The organism is Ruegeria arenilitoris (assembly GCF_013035425.1).
Lineage (GTDB): Bacteria > Pseudomonadota > Alphaproteobacteria > Rhodobacterales > Rhodobacteraceae > Ruegeria > Ruegeria arenilitoris_A.
This window is the reverse complement of the sequence record NZ_WQHX01000009.1, coordinates 15,969-33,478: the sequence shown is the minus strand read 5'-3', so window position 1 is coordinate 33,478 and position 17,510 is coordinate 15,969. Positions and strand designations below refer to the sequence as shown.

General features: G+C 55.9%; 17 protein-coding genes. 9 read left to right on the top strand and 8 right to left on the bottom strand.

Annotated features, from left to right (window positions below):
* Positions 1 to 2 precede the first annotated feature (2 nt).
* Both GOV45_RS20250 and GOV45_RS20245 read right to left on the bottom strand, forming a co-directional pair.
* Positions 3 to 1,022: an AAA family ATPase gene (locus GOV45_RS20250; protein ID WP_217362464.1), complete on the bottom strand. Its 1,020-nt coding sequence runs from the start codon at positions 1,020 to 1,022 to the stop codon at positions 3 to 5.
* Between the two features lie 331 nt (positions 1,023 to 1,353).
* On the bottom strand, positions 1,354 to 2,382 hold the full coding sequence (locus GOV45_RS20245) for a replication initiation protein (RefSeq protein WP_170481392.1): 1,029 nt from the start codon (positions 2,380 to 2,382) through the stop codon (positions 1,354 to 1,356).
* Positions 2,383 to 2,992: 610 nt separating this feature from the next.
* Between GOV45_RS20245 and GOV45_RS20240 the strand changes: the two genes are divergently transcribed.
* Both GOV45_RS20240 and GOV45_RS20235 read left to right on the top strand, forming a co-directional pair.
* Positions 2,993 to 4,195, top strand: coding sequence for an AAA family ATPase (locus tag GOV45_RS20240; protein WP_170481389.1), 1,203 nt, complete (start codon positions 2,993 to 2,995; stop codon positions 4,193 to 4,195).
* Positions 4,192 to 5,166 carry a ParB/RepB/Spo0J family partition protein gene (locus tag GOV45_RS20235; RefSeq protein ID WP_170481386.1) on the top strand — a complete coding sequence of 325 codons (975 nt, stop codon included), beginning with the start codon at positions 4,192 to 4,194 and terminating at the stop codon, positions 5,164 to 5,166. The genes GOV45_RS20240 and GOV45_RS20235 overlap by 4 nt, the downstream gene beginning before the upstream one ends.
* Before the next feature lie 133 nt (positions 5,167 to 5,299).
* Here the strand turns inward: GOV45_RS20235 and GOV45_RS23520 are convergent, their stop codons facing one another.
* Both GOV45_RS23520 and GOV45_RS20230 read right to left on the bottom strand, forming a co-directional pair.
* Positions 5,300 to 5,422, bottom strand: a complete 123-nt coding sequence (locus GOV45_RS23520) for a hypothetical protein (protein ID WP_302478488.1) — start codon at positions 5,420 to 5,422, stop codon at positions 5,300 to 5,302.
* Between the two features lie 233 nt (positions 5,423 to 5,655).
* On the bottom strand, positions 5,656 to 6,711 hold the full coding sequence (locus tag GOV45_RS20230; RefSeq protein ID WP_170481385.1) for a tyrosine-type recombinase/integrase: 1,056 nt from the start codon (positions 6,709 to 6,711) through the stop codon (positions 5,656 to 5,658).
* Between the two features lie 228 nt (positions 6,712 to 6,939).
* Between GOV45_RS20230 and GOV45_RS20225 the strand changes: the two genes are divergently transcribed.
* A complete protein-coding gene (locus GOV45_RS20225) occupies positions 6,940 to 7,605 on the top strand; it encodes a hypothetical protein (RefSeq protein WP_170481383.1) in 666 nt (221 codons plus the stop codon).
* Between the two features lie 4 nt (positions 7,606 to 7,609).
* Here GOV45_RS20225 and GOV45_RS20220 read toward each other — a convergent pair whose 3' ends face one another.
* A complete protein-coding gene (locus GOV45_RS20220; RefSeq protein ID WP_170481381.1) occupies positions 7,610 to 8,719 on the bottom strand; it encodes a transporter in 1,110 nt (369 codons plus the stop codon).
* Between the two features lie 236 nt (positions 8,720 to 8,955).
* Between GOV45_RS20220 and GOV45_RS20215 the strand changes: the two genes are divergently transcribed.
* The 5 genes from GOV45_RS20215 to GOV45_RS20195 all read left to right on the top strand — a co-directional run bounded on the left by GOV45_RS20215 (position 8,956) and on the right by GOV45_RS20195 (position 13,727).
* The gene (locus tag GOV45_RS20215) at positions 8,956 to 10,950 is read left to right on the top strand and encodes a heme lyase CcmF/NrfE family subunit (protein ID WP_170481380.1); all 1,995 of its coding nucleotides are present in this window, start codon (positions 8,956 to 8,958) and stop codon (positions 10,948 to 10,950) included.
* Between the two features lie 4 nt (positions 10,951 to 10,954).
* On the top strand, positions 10,955 to 11,524 hold the full coding sequence (locus GOV45_RS20210) for a DsbE family thiol:disulfide interchange protein (protein WP_170481378.1): 570 nt from the start codon (positions 10,955 to 10,957) through the stop codon (positions 11,522 to 11,524).
* The gene (locus tag GOV45_RS20205) at positions 11,521 to 12,009 is read left to right on the top strand and encodes a cytochrome c-type biogenesis protein (protein ID WP_170481376.1); all 489 of its coding nucleotides are present in this window, start codon (positions 11,521 to 11,523) and stop codon (positions 12,007 to 12,009) included. Before GOV45_RS20210 ends, GOV45_RS20205 begins: the two co-directional genes overlap by 4 nt.
* On the top strand, positions 12,006 to 13,154 hold the full coding sequence (gene ccmI, locus GOV45_RS20200) for a c-type cytochrome biogenesis protein CcmI (RefSeq protein WP_170481374.1): 1,149 nt from the start codon (positions 12,006 to 12,008) through the stop codon (positions 13,152 to 13,154). The genes GOV45_RS20205 and ccmI overlap by 4 nt, the downstream gene beginning before the upstream one ends.
* A 114-nt stretch (positions 13,155 to 13,268) precedes the next feature.
* On the top strand, positions 13,269 to 13,727 hold the full coding sequence (locus GOV45_RS20195) for an ATPase (protein WP_170481372.1): 459 nt from the start codon (positions 13,269 to 13,271) through the stop codon (positions 13,725 to 13,727).
* Between the two features lie 9 nt (positions 13,728 to 13,736).
* Here the strand turns inward: GOV45_RS20195 and GOV45_RS20190 are convergent, their stop codons facing one another.
* Genes GOV45_RS20190 through GOV45_RS20180 form a run of 3 tightly spaced genes read right to left on the bottom strand, consistent with a single transcriptional unit; the run spans position 13,737 to position 16,475 of the window.
* Positions 13,737 to 15,890: a protein-disulfide reductase DsbD family protein gene (locus GOV45_RS20190; protein ID WP_367648704.1), complete on the bottom strand. Its 2,154-nt coding sequence runs from the start codon at positions 15,888 to 15,890 to the stop codon at positions 13,737 to 13,739.
* Between the two features lie 60 nt (positions 15,891 to 15,950).
* Positions 15,951 to 16,154, bottom strand: coding sequence for a hypothetical protein (locus GOV45_RS20185; RefSeq protein WP_170481370.1), 204 nt, complete (start codon positions 16,152 to 16,154; stop codon positions 15,951 to 15,953).
* 9 nt (positions 16,155 to 16,163) lie between these two features.
* Entirely contained in the window at positions 16,164 to 16,475 is a 312-nt protein-coding gene (locus GOV45_RS20180; protein ID WP_170481367.1) for a DUF2933 domain-containing protein, read from the bottom strand.
* A 376-nt stretch (positions 16,476 to 16,851) separates the two neighbouring features.
* On the opposite strand from GOV45_RS20180, the gene GOV45_RS20175 reads away from it, so the two are divergent.
* Positions 16,852 to 17,505 (top strand): L,D-transpeptidase, encoded by a 654-nt coding sequence (locus GOV45_RS20175; RefSeq protein WP_170481364.1) that lies wholly within the window; start codon positions 16,852 to 16,854, stop codon positions 17,503 to 17,505.
* The last annotated feature ends 5 nt before the right edge of the window (positions 17,506 to 17,510 follow it).

The following is a 17,510-nucleotide window of genomic DNA, read 5'->3' as shown; positions in this document are numbered from 1 at the left end:
GTTTAGTTGGAAAGACGTTCCGCACGTTTCGTACGCCGTTTGGCATCTTCTACGGCGGCATTGAAATGACGGAGAGAAATGGACTTTGACCGTCCCAGAATAGACAGCTTTATGGCTTGAGTACAAATCTTGTCGAGTTCAGCATAAGAGTAGCCCACCAACGCCGCAGCCCTTTGCTCCGGCTCGAAGTTGGTTTTGACGTTCTTGAAAGCGTTCTTCAGAAACTTGCGGATCATACGTTCATCAGGTGCATCGAACCAGACAATTTCGTCAAACCGTCGCCAAACTGCCGGATCGAGCGCTTGATCCAGATTAGTCGCTGCAAGCAAGAAGCCACTTGGCTCTATCTGATCAATGAATAGCAGCAGACTGTTGACGACGCGGCGCAGTTCACTGTGTTCACCCCCATCGTCCCGCGATCGTGCAATGGCGTCAAACTCATCAAGGAACAGCACGCAGGGCTGGCGACGCGCAAACTCGAATATCTTGCGTATGTTCGTCGCCGTTTCACCCAGATAAGACGACATCAGCCGATCAAGCTGAACAACAAAAAGAGGCAAGCCAAGCTCATGCGCGAACACTTCCGCGCAGAGCGTTTTGCCACAGCCGGGCGGGCCACAGAACAGGAGCTTGGAGCGCACCGGCAGCCCGTGTTGTTTGATTTGATCGGATTTCCGGAATTCCCGCAGTAAACCTGTGAAAAGTCGCACATTTTCCGTCGACATCTGGATATCTTGCGCCGTGCGGTTGGGTTCAATCCGCTGGATGAATTCTCTGGCTTCATCAGGAAATGGAAGGAGTGGTGCTAGACCCTTTGCTTTCGGGACCTGACCAAGGTTTTCCAGAGTCTTGCGCAAGCTGCGGGCAAGTACCTTATTTTTCTTTCGCTCTTCCTCGCCGATGATCTCTTCGGCGACCGCACGAAACTGATCTTCTTGGCCATAGCTGGCCAGAAGTTTTTTCATGAGTTCGCCGCGTGCCACTGAATTTGCTCCCTGCTTTTTTGAAGGAATCTTAGGCATGCATAGCCCAAAAATCCATAGATATTTGTTTCAATCCACTCGCTTCTGTCGGTGACTGGACGGTTTGTAAAGCGCTGAGACATTGTCCCACAAACAGGACGACCCAATTTCCGCTTTCGAAATTCTCCTAGTACTTGACCTCCACTGTAACGAACGGCAGGTCTCCACCCGAACCTTCGGAAAAACAATGTGTTGAGCGCCCAGGTTTTGGCGATCTGGGCTAGTCGCGAGTTGTTTACAGCTCAGGAATTAATGTGTGAATAGTTACGTCCAATTTCTTGGCGTGAGTTGATTGCCGATCTCTGCTGTTTGCTATCAGCTGAATGTAATCCTAAATCGGATTGGCTTCAGCGAATTTCCGAATGTATGCGAGAAATGCACGGTCAGGGTCTTTGGGTGGTTCCATTCCTGCTGACCAGTCACGCCATTGGCCTTCAATGTAGTAGATGTCATACCCCGGATGGCGCAGTCGAGCAGTTTCGTAGGTTTCGGTCTTTAAGGCGTCACCTCTTTTTTCTAACCAGGCCGGGCGCGGTTTGATGCTTGGAGCAACAGGCATTTGAACGTTTTCTTCCTGTTCTTGCGCTTTTGCCTTACGTCCAACGGACGAAAACTTAAGAGCGCGCTCCGCAGCCCCCTGCCCTTCTCCATCCTTTTTCCACCAGCGCAATTCGACGTGAGTCACACGCCGCCCGGTCTTTATCGGATCGATCGCCACCATGTAATCCGACAGCGCATTGACTTCAGCAATTGCAGGTTCGATCGCGCGTAGTTTCAAGTTGCTCCAGTTGGTTAGCTTCCCCTTTGGTACACCTAGAATGCCGCGCAGATCATCGACGGAAAACTTCTCGGATGAGCGCCAGCGCAGATTGCCGCGCTTCTGTACGATCTCATACAACGTCAGCGCATATTTCGAACTCAGTGCGAACATTATCTCGCGCTGTAATCGGGCAAAAACTGTCGAATTGGAAATAATTTTGCGCAACCGCGCTGGGATCTCGTATTCAATTAGCCCGTCGCTTCGCACTGTTTCCACGTTGCCACCCAACAACTGGACCCGCTCGACCGCAGGTTCGCCATCCCATACAACTTCCACTTTCACAATGGCGGACATCAATCGCTCAATAGACTCCCCTACCCTGTCGTTCGAATTATGCGACCCACGCAGCATGGATTTCTGGATAACATGGCTGACAGGCTTGTCGATCGCATCCCAAGCGTTTTCCAAAAGCTGATTGTAGATCCGCCGATCGTTAAGCGTCAGCGGTGTTACCTCAATCACGTCTACAAGCTCACCAGGCTTGACCAGGCTTTCAGAATTTGGCCGTGCGTCCAAAGTGCGGTATGGTTTTTTTGACATGTACTGCCGAACACCTAATTATTACTTTTGTATGGCGTATGATGTAAGCATAGACATCACTGTTGTCTCGGTCCAGCACCCAATCTGTAATTTTTCGAATCAGCATCGAGTCTCGCGTGATTCGAAGGAAGTCTCACAAACCCCAATAAAACAAGGGTTTTTCGAATCACCTCACCCGTCCCCAAAAGTAGGATTTAGGTCCGTCCCGAAATGTAAGCTTTAACCATCCGAAACGTAAGGCAAAGCACCCCAATCTGTAAGGATTTGCGCCCGATTTGTAAGGGAAACATACCGCAAAGCATTGATTTTATAGCAATAACACTCGTATGAACAATTGAATCCAAGAATCTTGAACAAGATTGTTTTTTATATTTGGTTTTTTGGGGGATTGGTACCAAGCAACATCGTCAGACATCAACTTCACCCGTATTAGATGTTCTGAGCTAGAATGTTGTTACTAATGACCTCCGGTTACCCCCAATTTCCGCTCCTGTGGCCTTTGCCTTCGAATTTCCCATTTTTTACGTGATCTGCCTCAAAAACCACACTTGAGCCGATTCACCATTCCGGGCATGATTCACGAAAGGCAGATTTCTACAGGACAAAACCTATGACCACCTCCCCCTTGCCCCCTGTTGGGCTGGAAGAGATTGAGCAACTATCTGATCGTGCCAGTACCGTGATGGAGCGATTGCGCGATCGAGTATTCTCCCCTGACACTGAGAAAACGCTAAACCTAAATTTTAATGTCCGCTCCGCAGCCGAGATGGTAGGTCGATCAGAGAAGTTAATCCGTGATGCTGAAGCGGACGGCCGCTTGCCTGAGCCGGAAAAAGACCCAGTCACTGGAAGAAGGACCGGGTACTCACTGTCTGACATAAACCGGATGCGGGAAGTGTTCGGTACATTGCCTCATCGTGCAATAGATGATCCAACATTGGTTTTGTCAGTTCAGTCATTCAAAGGTGGCGTTGGAAAGTCGACGGTAACGACCCATCTTGCCCAGTTCCTCGCGCTTAAAGGCTATAGAGTTTGCGTTATCGATTGCGACAGCCAAGCTTCAACGACTTCGATATTTGGCCTTAATCCTGACATTGACGTGGATGAGACTGAAGATACGCTTTACCCATTCTTTCAGCATGGTGGGCCGCAGACACTTCATTATGCTTTACGCGCAACGTATTGGCCTGGCATTGCGCTCATCCCTGCAAACCTCGGTCTCTATGACGCTGAGTATGAATTCGCAGCTCGGATGGCCAGGGATCAAGTTTTTGTGTTGGACCGTTTGCGAGATGGGATCAACACCATAGCCGATCAATTCGACGTAATCCTTCTAGACCCACCGCCTGCGCTGGGAATGATTTCTCTTTCAGTGCTTCGAGCAGCAAACGCGATGGTGATCCCTGCCCCGCCGAACAATATCGACTTTGGATCTACTGCCCATTTTTTGAAGATGATGGGCGCAACGTTGAATGAACTAGCTCAACATGGTGGAGCTCGTGATTATTCATTCGTCAAGATTCTGGCCACCAAGATGAACGACAACAAATCTGCGCATGCAGCCATCAAACGAATGATGGACGCGGTTTTTCCCCAAGACATGTTGGCCAGTGTTCTAAAAGACAGTGCCGAGATTGATAACGCCACAGCGAACTTGGGCACGGTGTACGAGATTACGGGACCAGCAGCTCGTACAGAAACCCACAAACGCTGTCGGGCATATCTGGACGCGGTGGGACGCGAGGTTGAAGTTTTGATGCGCAAAACCTGGCCCAGTCACCATGCTGCATTGCGCAAGGAGGGAGTGTTATGAGCAAGAAACATGACGCAATTTTCGATGACGTACTAAGCGGTCTCGATAGCGGCCCTGCCCCCAAAGCCGAACGCGCTGGCGCTCGCTTTCTAAACCGCTCTAACAGGGTTGCGGAACGGATGTCGGGGGATATCGAGGAGAAGTCCCTGAGGTGGGTTGATCCCGGAGAATGCCGTATGTGGGAACGACATAACCGGGCGTATGACCTACTATCGGAGGACAACTGTCGAGATTTGATTGACGGAATCCGCAGTCAGGGTCGGCAAGAGTTTCCAGCTATCGTGCGCAAGACAAGCGATCCAAATCAGCCGTATGAAGTGATTTGCGGTGCACGGCGGCATTTTGCAATCAACTGGCTACGCGCAAATAACTATCCACAGTTTCGCTACTTGGTAGATGTTCGGGAGCTGACCGATGAGGAAGCTTTTCGATTGGGCGATATCGAGAACCGCGATAGAGAAGATATCTCTGACTATGAGCGTGCTCGTGACTATGCAGACGCTGTGACTCGTTACTACGGCGGTAAGCAAAAGGCGATGGCCGCACGGCTAGAAGTCAGCGAAGCTTGGCTTTCACGTTATCTGCAATTGGCCAAGTTGCCGAACGAGATCGTTGAGGCATTCCCTTCGATCCGAGAGATCAAAGAACTGCACGCCCGTACGTTAAAGCCGTTTCTAGGTCGGCCCGAGGATCGCGAGAAACTGTTGGAAACAGCGAGGCAGATGGCAACGGATGGGATCAGCCGTGATGGCGTGCAAGTTATGAATGTTTTCAAGGCAGCCTTGAAACCTCCCGCTTCGACAAAAGCAGATCCGGTGAGTCTTCAATCTTCATCCGAAAAGCCGGCGATTACATACAAACGGAAAGGCAAAAAGGTAGTGTTAGAGTTTCCGGCTGACGTACATAAAGATGATCTGCAGGAGGCCTTTGCCATCTTCTTGGACAGGCATTTTGCGGCAAATCGAGACTGATCTACTACGGTGACATTGGAAATTGCCAATTGGCAATTTCCCCACAACGCCAATCTTTCCGAAAAATTGCCAATTGGCAATTTTGGTAATCTCTTCACTCAGACATAGTTTCAAGCACTCGGACTGGCTGCATCTACGCCGGGTTAACCGAACCAATTTCTTCACCCGTTGGAGTGGCTTTCATCCGTGATAAGCCCAATAGCTGAAGATTGGCATTGGATCCGCGTAACTTGATTAAAACCAGATGAGCGATCATGCTGCTGAAGTGAATCCAACTTTTGCGCAATCGAATTCTTGCAAGTTACCATTCAAATTCGGAACTGTTGGTAGGTAGTAGGGCGACCTCATTTTGTGCACATGATTAGTTGAGTGCACGGGCAGAATGATGGGTTCTACCTGCAATGTAGAGCAGCTAAAACTCAAACGGTGCTGGATAAATTGAATGGGTTATGCGCGGTCTATAGTGCCAGTTGGTTTTTCGGCAAACGGTTACCCCAACAGGTCCGTCGCCGGGTTTTCTGCGATATCGACGTCGTCATAGTACTTCTGCGCCTGGGCCATGGAGCGGTGCAGCGAGAGGCGCATGGCAGCCTGGATTGGTGCGCCGTCCAGTGCGGCTTGGGTTAGGAACCCAGAACGCAGACCGTGCGGCGAGGCGAAGTCCTCCGGCAACCCTGCCAACTGGAGGCGATGTTTGACGATCTGATAGATAGCATCCGGGCTCAAACGACGTTTCAGCACCCGGTCGGCTTTGGAGACGGGGCGGAACAGGGGGCCGTCGCTGATCCGGCCCACCTCGATCCAATGCACCAGCGCCTGGGCCGCGCGGCCCTTCAGCACCAGCCGCGGGGTCTCACCCTTGGCCGTGGTCTTGGTCTCCATCAGTGAGATCCAGACCAGACCTTCCTTTTCGAACTCTTTCAGTGACACGTCCTCCCGCATGAGCCCGGTGATCTCTGACCGACGCCGGCCGCCGCTGGCCCAGCCCAGCATCAGGATCGCCCGGTCGCGGCAATCCCGGCGAGAGCCGCGACAGGTGGCCATCAGCTGTTCCAGCACATCCCTGGTGATCGGGTGCTGCGATTTTGGGGCAGGGGGGCGGGCTGCGGCACGACGCGCCTTGGCCCGGGCCTGTTTCACCTGGGGGGCGTCAAACGGGGAGGGGAGGTTCTTCATCCGGTGAAAGGCCAACCACGAGGCAATGCGCCGGTCCAGCGTTGACGGGGCCGGGCAGGCGAGGGACTTGCGTAGCCCCTGGGCAATCAGCGCTTCTGCGGTTTCACGCGCCACATCCGTTTCTGGTGCGTCATTCAGATCGCGGGCGTGATCGAGAATGAAGGCCAGCGCCGTCGCTTCGGTTTCCGGCCAGTCCAGCGCCGCGCCAAATCGCGCCGCTTTCCACGCCGTCACATAGAGCAGGTCGCGCTCATAGGCCCGCAGCGTGTTTTCCGGTGTGCCGCGCACATAAAGATCAGTGAGCGCCTCTTGATCTGTGTCCGAGAGGGCAGGGGCAGCGGCGGGGAGGTATGGGGCAGGGGGCTTCATGTACCCATTCTGCGTCAATTTGGGTCAGATTTCAAATAACATGATAAGGGATACTTATCGAGTGTAACTTAAAACTGATAGCGCAACAAAAGTACCGAGCAAAAGTAACAGATTTTGCGCGTAAAGTAGGTAGAGGGCTTGCGGAATAATAAAATCGGAGGTTCTGTCGCAGGTCTGTAAACCAATTGACATCGACATTGCACTGGAACCGTTGGCAAACTTAATGAAATGAACAGATATTTTGCCACTGAATTGCCTTTCTGGAAGTTTGCCAGAAACACGCTGATCGTCAGTTGCCTTGCGTTGTTTCCGCTGTTGGCCATCTTCGTTTTGCGCACGCCGGGCTTTGCGACGCACCTCCTGAACAGTGGTCCCGCGTTTGTTCGGTTTTTGCGTCAGGTGGTGACGAATGGGTTGCCGGTCGTTTTCCTTTTAAATTATCTCAGCTTTTTTCTTTTCGCCGTTGGGGTAAGGGCGCGGGGCAGGGGGGCCATCCCGGCCCGGTATCTGCTAATTGACCTGCTGCTACGGGCCGTCCTGTTCATCGCGCTGCACGCGCTGATCTACGCGCTTTCGGCAGACTGGTTCGGGTCTTTCGGCGGTGATCCCGTAGTGGCGTTGCGGGTAGTCGGTCCGACGCTGGTACGCTCCGCCTACTTCGAGAACATCTCAGGCGTTTACCTGTACGCCACGCTGGTCGGAGCGCTGCCGCTATACCTATCCGTCGTTCAGAGCCAGATCGCCCACGGTACTGGATTTGCAGCCCAACTGGCACGTCGCGTACCTGGGCGCGGCGGACCTGTGATATTGGCCCTGCTACTGATGGCGGTGTCAGTGGTCGTTCTGACCACCGCGGCGGCGCTGATTGTCCGTTTACAGTCGGTTTGGGGCTGAAGGGTCAGAACGCCCTGCGTATCGCGAAGGAGACTGCGTAATCGCGTTCAAGCTGGGGCCCATCCAGATCTTGATACACAGGGATCACGCCCTCGATACCCAGGCGCGTGCCCGCCAAAACGCCCGACCCCGGCACAAGGTAATTCACTCCGATTCCGATACTCAGAAACTGGCCGCCGCGCAGGGTCGGATCAGCGGTGGGCACCATGCCTGGGTTCAGGCGCGCATCCGACCCGTCAATGTTTTCCACGATGTCGCCGACCACCCGCAACGAGGAGCTGAACTGGTCATTCCAGCGCCGTGCACCCCAAACTGTTGCTGAATAGACGTCACCCAAGGTGTAACCGGCATCATTCTCACCCATCCGGATCATGGCGGCCAGCTGGGCGCCCCAAGACCAATCCGCGTTCTGGCCCGTATAGGTGACGCCCGGCAGCAGGTCGTAGGTGCCTGAACCCAGTTGCATGGGGTAGGGCAGCAGCTGGTCCGGCCCAGCTGGCGTGGTGTCGGTCTCGTCTATCGAGCCAGTCGGCAGACTGAGGCCAAGAGATAGTTCCAGCACCTGCCCGTCGGATTTGTAGATATCATATCCGCCGATGATCTTCAGATCGCCAAACCCCTGTGCCCTGGTCTTAAAGGTCTGGCCCATGCGGGTCTGGTGCTTCATCGTCTTGCGGGTATAGGGCAGCATCGCCATCACCGAGATCTCGTCGGTCACACCGTACATCAGGCCGACCATCGCCATGTTCATGCTCATGCTGAGCGGCGCGATCGGATACTGCGACAGAACGTTCGAGGTAGACAGCGACTGCGTTCCGGTACGATTTCCGTCCATCTCCATGTTCATGTAAGAGAACACAGGCATCAAAACACCCTCGGGTGGATGCATACCGCCAACGACACCCGTTGGCGGCACCGCGTCGGGGCGCATCATCCTGGACATGCTTCCCATACCTGACATGTTGCTGGAGGCTTGCGGGTTCATCGCCACGTTGTCAGCCGGACGGGTTTCCGGTTGGGCCATGGCAGTTGACCCAAGGCTCAGCCCCCCAGCCAGTATTACAGCCTGGAGGCGTTGCCAGACGCACGTAATCTTGCTGTTGCTCCGTGTCATGATGCCCTCGTGTTCGTTTGTTTCCTGAGTCCCTGCCCTGAAAACAAAGTGTTCGGTACGTCCATCGGTGAAGTCGAAATGGTGGGGGTCTCCAGCGCTGGAAGGTCAAGGCCGCCGGCCAGATTTGCGCTCGTCAAGCATGCATCAGCCGAAGGGGGTGCGGCAATAATGCGCTTGACCCTCCAGCGCTGGATTGTCGGACAAGGCCGCAAAACCGGAAATCCGGAGGGATTGGAATGATACCGGAAATCGGGCAGTTCGCCCTGGCGCTTGCCCTGGCCGTGTCCTTGGTGCAAAGCGTATTTCCCTTGATTGGAGCAGCACGGAACAATGTCATGTGGATGCGATCGGCATCTGCGACCTCGGTCCTGCTGACAGCGCTGGTTGCTATCGCCTTCGCCGCTCTGATGTGGTCCTTCGTGGTCAGCGATTTCACTGTGCTAAATGTGGCCAGCAATTCTCATTCGCTGAAACCGATGCTTTTCAAGGTGGCTGCGACCTGGGGTAGCCACGAAGGGTCGCTGCTGTTGTGGATTCTGATATTGGTGATTTTCGGGCTGGGTGTGTCTCTGTTGGCTCGGAACATCCCACTGAAACTCAAGGCGCGCACTCTGGCAGTGCAGGCCTGGATCAGCGCGGGGTTCCTGTCATTCATGCTGTTCACCTCGAACCCGTTTGACCGGGTGTTTCCGGCACCGCTGGATGGTCAGGATTTAAATCCGCTGTTGCAGGATGTCGGCCTGGCTATGCACCCGCCGTTCCTATACCTGGGTTACGTCGGCTTCTCTATCGTATTTTCTTTCGCCGTGGCTGCCCTGATTGAGGGGCGGGTCGATCCGGCATGGGCGCGGTGGGTCCGACCCTGGACATTGGCGGCCTGGGTGTTTCTGACACTTGGTATCGTTCTGGGCAGCTGGTGGGCCTATTACGAACTGGGTTGGGGCGGCTGGTGGTTCTGGGATCCGGTCGAGAATGTCTCGTTTATGCCCTGGCTTGCTGGCACAGCGCTGTTCCATTCGGCCATTGTAACCGAAAAGCGCGGCAGCTTCAAAAGTTGGACGATCCTACTGGCCGTTTTGACCTTCTCGTTGTCCTTGTTGGGGACATTCATTGTCCGCTCAGGCTTGCTTACATCGGTCCACGCGTTTTCGGTCGATCCCGAACGCGGCATTTACATCTTGGCGCTGTTGGCTGTCGCGATCGGTGGTTCATTGACGCTGTTTGCCATACGAGCACCGGAGATGGAGGGCGGCGGTCTTTTTGCCCCGATCAGCCGCGAGGCCGGTTTGCTTTTTAACAACCTGCTGCTGGCCACCGCAACGGCGACGGTTCTATTCGGTACGCTTTATCCGCTTTTGCTTGAGGCTGTGACAGGTGAAAAGATTTCGGTTGGACCACCTTATTACAACGCCAGTTTCGTGCCGATCATGCTGGTTCTGGTCGTTGTAATGGGGATTGGGCCGCTGTTGTCATGGAAGCGGGCGGATTTGCGCGGTGTTCTGTCCCGGCTCAAATGGGTGGCCGGGGTTAGCCTGCTCGTAGCGTTGCTTGTGTGGTATCTGGATACCGGCGGCCCAGCCTTGGCGGTAGTGTCGATCGGCCTTGCGGTTTGGTTGCTGGGCGCTGTGCTGACAGAGTGGGCCAGCCGAATTAAGCTGGGTGAGGCACCGCTGGCCGAGTCCCTGCGTCGGGCCCGCAACCTACCGCGTTCGCATTACGGCATGGTCGTGGCCCATGCGGGGTTGGCGGTCTGTATGATCGGCTTTATCGGGTCCAGTGCTTGGAAATCCGAGGTCGTGACTTTTGCCGAGCCCGGAACACAGATTGAGATAGCAGGGTTCGACGTGCGTTTTGACGGTGTGGAACAGCTTCGCGGTCCGAACTATCTGTCTCGCACGGCCACACTGACCGTATTTCGCGATGGCACTTATGTCACCACGCTTCAACCCGAGCGCAGGGCCTATCTCGTGGCGGGTACCAGTACGACCGAGTCGGCAATTCGAACGACGTTGGCAGGGGACCTTTACGCCTCAATATCGGAACCGACGGCGGAATCAGAACAGAGCAAATGGACCCTGCGTATCTTGTATGAGCCATTAGTGGTCTGGATTTGGATAGGTTCAGGATTGTTGGCATTGGGTGGGGTCTTGTCACTCACCGATCGGCGTCTACGCGTCGGTGCACCACGAAAACGGACTGGGCAGGGCTCCGTTCCGGTGGCGGCGGAGTAGGGCAATGAAACGTCTATTTGCACTGTTCCCAATTACGATTGCCGGCATCCTGGGTGCCTTCCTGCTATGGGGACTGAATCCCGATCGCGATCCAAACGAAATCCCGTCTGTTTTGATCTCGCAGCCGGTGCCTGAGTTCGACTTGCCGCCGGTCGATGGGCTGGATACCCACGGGCTGTCCAGTACCGATCTGGTGGAAAATGACGGGTCAGTTCCGATCGTGGTCAACGTGTTTGCGTCCTGGTGCGTGCCCTGCCGGGCCGAACATGCGGTGCTGACGCGTATGGTGCGCGATGAGGGCATTCGCCTGATGGGCATTAACTACAAAGACAAGCCGCAGGACGCACGGAAATGGCTCGACGATCTGGGCAACCCTTATGAGCGCATCGGTTCCGACCTGGACGGCCGAGCCGGGATCGAATGGGGGATTTCCGGCGTGCCGGAGACCTTTGTGATTGATGGCGCGGGCAAGGTCGTATTCCGTTTTGTCGGCCCGGTGCTGGGCGACGAGGCAATTTCAAAGATGCGCACCGCGCTGGATCAGGCGCGGGCGGCCGGAGGAGAGGCGTCATGATACGTCGCATTGTAATTACCGCAGTCACTCTGGCGACGCTGGTGTCGCAGCCGGCATTCGCGGTTGAGCCCGACGAGATACTTGCAGATCCGGTTTTGGAAGAGCGGGCCCGGGCGATTTCTAAACAGGTGCGCTGCGTGGTGTGCCAGAACCAAGACATCGACAGTTCCAACGCCGGGGTGGCGCGCGACCTTCGTCTGCTTGTGCGCGAACGGCTGGTGGCAGGTGACTCGGACCAGCAGGTTATGGATTTTCTGGTTGCGCGTTATGGCGATTATGTTCTGTTCAACCCGCCATGGAAGCCATCAACTTACATTCTGTGGGTTGCGCCTATCGTCATCCTGGGGCTGGGTGGTATCTCGACTGCAGCGGTATTGACCCAAAATGCGCGCCGATATCGGAATTCGCGAAAACAAGAGACGGAACGCGGCGCGAGCGAAGAACAGAATCCCGAAAACCATTCACTCGCGGAGCCGCACGAATGATCTGGATTATCTTTTCATTCATGGCCGCGGCGGTTTTTCTGACGCTCGCCCTCTCCGGTATGGGGCGCAAGACCTCGGACTTATCGAGACGCGAAAGCGCCTCTGCCATCTTTTCCGACCAAGTCGGCGAAGTGGAGAAGGACCTGGAACGAGGACTTATCTCGGCCGAAGAGGCCAAGGCCGCCAGAGCCGAGATTGAACGTCGCCTGAAGGCGATTGACCGGCAATCGGACGACAAAGCGATGATGGGCCATTCCGGGCGTGCACTGATTCTACTTGCCGCGCTGGCAGTTCCAGCGCTCGGAGCCGGTCTTTATTGGCAACTGGGTAGTCCCGACATCCCCAGCCAGCCATTTGCCCAACGCGAGGGGGAGCAGGCCGAAGCCCGTGAAATCGCCGACCTTGCCGTGCGCCTGAAGTCGCGGCTTGAGGCGGATGAAACCGGCGGGCCAACCGAGGGATGGGTGTTGTTGGCTCAGACCTATATGCGGATGGGACGCTTTGGAGATGCCGCAGACGCGTTCGAGGGGTTGCTGGACCGACCCAATGCGAATTCAGCGCTGGTGTCGCAATATGGCGAGGCGTTGGTCTATGCCGATGACGGTGTCGTTACGCCCAAGGCCGATCGGGCGTTTGAACGAGCCTTGGAACTGGACCCATCGAACCCAGCAGCGACATTCTACAAAGCCGTTGGTCTGGAGCAGGCTGGATCGCCTGATAAGGCCTATGACCTACTGAAGACGCGGATGGACGCCGAAGAGGAGTTCCGGCCATGGATGGAGAGTTTTGTGGCCCAGCTTAACCGCATCGCCCCGTCGATCGGACGGGCTCCGGTGAATCTGGCGGCTTTTGCCCCTTCCATGCCCGGCCCAACTGCCGATCAGGTGGCGGCGGCCGAGGAGATGTCAGACGAAGACCGGCAGGCCTTCATCCGCTCGATGGTCGAACGGCTTGCGAGCCGGATGCAGGAAAACCCAGGCGATCTGGACGGCTGGATGCGGCTGGGCAACGCCTATTCGGTGCTGGGCGAGACCGACGGCGCCCGGAACGCCTATGGCAGGGCAAGGGATCTGGCGGATGACCTGCCGCAGGGGGATCCGCGCAAGGTGGCAATCGACCGGGCATTGCTGGAACTGGGGGGTTGATTCCCGCAGCCCGGCGTGGATCGGGCCAGCGCCGACTTCGCGCTGATGCCCAGTGAGCCATCTGGAAAATTCCGGTTTAGGCTATCGCATGCCGATCTTTAGGAGGTTGAGACCATGAAAGTTGAAACGTTTTCTGATCTAATTGTCTGGACGCGGGAAATGCATCATTGGCTCGCCGAATGTTTGGCCCACTGTTCGACACAGTCAGAGCAGGAGCTGGCCAGGATGTTGCTTACCTACCTCGCCGATCATGAGGCTGCTCTGGAGAAAATCGTCGATGGTTTCGTGAAACGAGCCGATCCCAAAGCGCTCAACACCTGGGTATATGACTATTTGGGCAATGAGCCGATCGACCCACATCGCGCCTGCGACAGGCCGTTCGCACAGATGAGCGTCGATGAGATCTGCGAAGCGGTCTTCGATCTTCACAATCAGGTGATCGACTTATATCGGTATTTGCACGGGCGTGCCGAGATACCCGAGGCACGCGAACTCCTTCAGGCGCTACTGGATATGGAAGAGCACGAGACCATGCGTTTAGCGCAGCAGAGCAACCGCGTCCGGGGTATGTGAACTCCGGGGTCAGGATCCGCTTTCCACGGCTCCGCCCGCAATCGGCGCGGCCTGTTCCATCGCGTCGAGAATGGCGTTCGTGGTCAATATCTCTGGCAGGGCGATGCCTTCGGGGGCCGACGGGCCGTAGACGATGTTGAAGGGGATCCCGAACCGTCCATTGTCCTCAAGGAAACGGGCGATCACATCGTCGGGGCGGGTCCAGTCGGCCTGCATCGGAATTGCTTTGTCCGATTGCAGTGTTGCCAGAACCTCGCCGCGTTCCAGCACCAGCGCTTTGTTGGCCTTGCAGGTCAGACACCAGTCGGCTGTGACATCGACGAAAACCACCTCGCCGCGCGACACAAGGCGGGCGATTTCGGGGCGGCTGAAGGTAATCCAAGGGATCTCTCCGGCTGGCTCAAGCAGCCTGGACCGGTCTTTGCCGGCAATCGCAACCGGTGCGGCAAACGCTGCGGTCAGCGTCAGCAACAGGGCTGTCCAGTGCAAAACGGGTGGCATCATCGTACTTTTCCAGATCAACAGGACCAGAACAGTTGCAGCCAGCACGGTAGCAGTTGCAGCAGTGTCTCCGGCCACCCCGACCATCACCCAGACCAACCAGCCGATCGTGGTCAGCAGTGCCGCCGACAGGGCCCATTTTAATCCCACCATCCAACGCCCCGGTTTAGGCAGAGCGGCGGTAAGTTTCGGGTGCACTGCAACCAGCAGGTAAGGAATGGCCAGCCCGACCCCCATTGCGGTGAAGATCGCCACGATATCCACCGGTCGGCCGGTCAGGGCAAAGGCCACCGCCGTGCCGAGGAAGGGGGCCGAGCAGGGCGTCGCCAGAACTGCTGAGAAGGCTCCGGTCAGGAAATCCCCGACCAGCGACACGCGGCCCTTTTCGACATGGGCCAGCCGGGTGTTCAGCGACTGCGGCAGCGTGATCTCGAACAAGCCCGCGAGGCTGGTTGCAAAAACCGCCAGCACCACGATCATCACCGCAAGGAAAAGCGGATTCTGGAACTGGATGCCCCAGCCGACGGAATAGCCCAGCGACCGCGCCGCAATGGTGATAGCCGCCAACAGCCACATGAATGTCAGGATTCCGGCTGCCGAAGCCAGGAACCCGGCGCGAATCTGAGCCGCAGAGCGGTCGCGAGCCTTTACCGCCGAGGAAAGCTTGATCGAAAGCACTGGCAGTACGCAGGGCATGACATTCAGAATCAACCCGCCGCCCACCGCCAGCAAAATGATCCAGACCAGCGCGCTGGCTGAAGTTTCGGCGGCCGCGATCTCATATGGTGGCGGGGTAGGGGGAGCGTCGGTACGGGGCGAAAACTCGGCCACGCGGTTGGTGTCGGTAACCGTGACGGACAAGGCGGGGGGGTCCTGTGCCAGAGCGAGGACCGGGAACTGCACCCATAGCTGACGCCTGTCGCCAGCGAGCCGGATGTCGGGTGCACCAAACGCGGTGTCACGTCCCATGTCGGGAAAGACATCAGGCGCATCAAAGGGCAGGTCGTTGGTGAAATTCAGCGTCAGCATCTCGGACTCGGTATCCAGGGTCGCGACGTCGGACTTCATTCCGCTTGTGTTTCCCGGGGTTGGCACTCGCGACAGGAAGGCATTTATTAGCCGGGCCGAGTCCTGATCTCGACCCGTTCCTTGAGCCAGCGACAAGTCCAGTGAAAACTCGACCGGCACACAGATATCGGAACAGATCAGCGTTGTCACAGCGGCTTTCAAGTCAACTGGCGCTCCGGGGTTCTCGAGTGTGACGGTCAGCGGAAAGACCACTTCGTCCTTGTACCCGAAATTCTCGATCCCGAAGGCGCGAAAACGGATCGGCGCGGGCCAGTGAAACTGTACGTCGCTGACGTTTTGCGAGCCGTTCCAAGTGATCTTGGGCGGAATTCCCACCTCACCAGGCGATTTCCAGTAGGTTTTCCAATCTTCGCCCAGTTTCAGATGCAGTCCTGCAGTGATCGTCTTGACGTCAGGCGCGATCCCGTCCTGCGCGGTAATTATGTGTGCGACCAGGGGCTCTGATTCATACGCTTGGGATGTAGCTGCAAGGCTTGTCCCGGCGGAAGTCTGGCCAAAGATTAACCCCAAGATCATAATACATAAATTTAGGAGTGTTCTTGCCATTGCGCGTTGCCATCGGTTGTTTTGCACCCGTCTCTGCCAGATTCCAGCGCTGGAGGGTCAACGAGCCGGAATGTCACATCCCCACGATCAGCTCACGAAACCTTCGCGCCCGTCTTCGCAGATGAAATAGGCCCCGCCATCCGCGCCCTCCCATTGAACCCGGCAACCTTGGGGCAGGGCGTATTCAGGCTGCGGCGGTTGCAGCGGGCATAGTTTAGGGCGTGGTGCGCAAGCCGCCAGCGAAAGAGCGGCCAGCGACATGGCGACCAACCTTGAGTACCAAAGCTTCATGATTGAAGATTATTGCCGGTGTACTGGGTTCGGTTCGAACACGGCGTCTGTTGCCTTTGGTCTTTCCGATTCAGATTTGTTCGAATGACAGGATTTTCCCATCGCCTTGTGCATAAAGAAATGGGCTCCGAGGCACAGGATCAACGGTGCGAAAAGACCCAAGGAGTCAGAAAGCCCGCCAACCGTCCCGCCGGCGATGAAGTAGAGAACCATCGGCGTTATCATGGCAATGCAACATACCATCATGCCCCATTTCAGGATCTTGCCGCCGCTAACCGGTGCTGACGCCTGCGGCGCGTCTGCAATCTGATTTTCTTTCACATTCAACTCCAAAATTCGGATTGGAGACCTCTGCTAACGCCTTCCCACGATGGAAGGTCAAGCTGTTTTGGCGCGCAGCGAGTTTGAAGCTGTCCAACAAGTTCTGCAATTCTCAGGGCGCTACTCGGTACATAGACGCGGTCCGAACCTGGAAGATTTCAGGGGATATGACACAGCAGGCATTGTCGTCCCGAGGCCTGGTGAAGGTTCAGGTTAAACACGAAGCTGCCTAGGTCACTTTATGCCTTGAAAATTCGCAGGTGGATCGAAGCGGTATCGAACGAATAATTGAATGGACAAATCTTCCCCCGTCGCGGATTGTCTAATCCCCTGAGTACTAACTCCGGGCACCAACCAGGCAACAGGAGCGCAATAAATGCTGACCAGACGACATTTTGTTGCAAGTTCGCTCGCCATTTTCTCTCAGCCGGTTTTTGGAGTGAAATCGGCGGCGGCCTCGCAATGGTCGGAGTGGGATGCGCAAGTAACGCCAGCCAATTTTGATCCCGCAACATCCAATCCCTGGGGTTTACACCCACGTTTCCTGCCTCAGCGTGTGCAAACCAATCGACCACTTACTCCGGGTGACATTCATGTCGACGCGGTGGCACGATATCTGTATTTCATCGAAGACGGTGGCACTGCAATGCGTTACGGCGTAGCCATTGCCCGAGGCAATCTTTACGAGCCCGGAGTCTACACGATCAAGCGAAAGGCCAAATGGCCGCGTTGGACTCCTACAGCCGAAATGATTGAGCGTGACCCTGATGAATATGCGCAATTCGCAGATGGTGTGCCCGGTGGGCCGACAAACCCATTGGGATCAAGGGCGTTTTATCTGTTCGAAGGTGGTCGCGACACATACCTGCGAATTCACGGAACGCCTTATCCAAGATCTATCGGAGGTCGCGCAAGTTCTGGCTGCGTAAGGATGGCGATGCCACATATCATCGGGCTTTATGATCGTGTCAGGCCAGGGTCCACGGCTCATCTCTACCCTCCCGAGCGGCTTCTGACCGCGACCAGCTGACAGGC